General features: G+C 46.6%; 1 protein-coding gene. It reads left to right on the forward strand.

The window, feature by feature from the left end; all coding sequences use genetic code 11:
• Window positions 1-234 (forward strand): N-6 DNA methylase (locus tag AB4486_RS28580; RefSeq protein WP_372120207.1); only part of this gene is annotated, 234 nt, incomplete at both ends.

Here is a 234-nt window from a genome sequence, read left to right on the forward strand (position 1 = left end):
AAAGAACTGACTAAAGACGATATCGCGCTAATTGCTGATACATACCATGCATGGCGCTGCGATGACGCAGAACTCAAAGCGCGTATTGAACGTGGTGACGGCAAAGTAGAGAAGTATGAAGATAAAGCAGGCTTTAGCAAATCAGCGACGGTTGAAGATATTAAAGCTAATGATTTTGTGCTGACTCCGGGCCGCTATGTTGGCGCAGCTGATGTGGAAGATGATGGCATTCCG

Origin of the sequence: Vibrio sp. 10N.222.55.C6 (assembly GCF_041473395.1) — a bacterium.
Classification (GTDB): domain Bacteria; phylum Pseudomonadota; class Gammaproteobacteria; order Enterobacterales; family Vibrionaceae; genus Vibrio; species Vibrio crassostreae_C.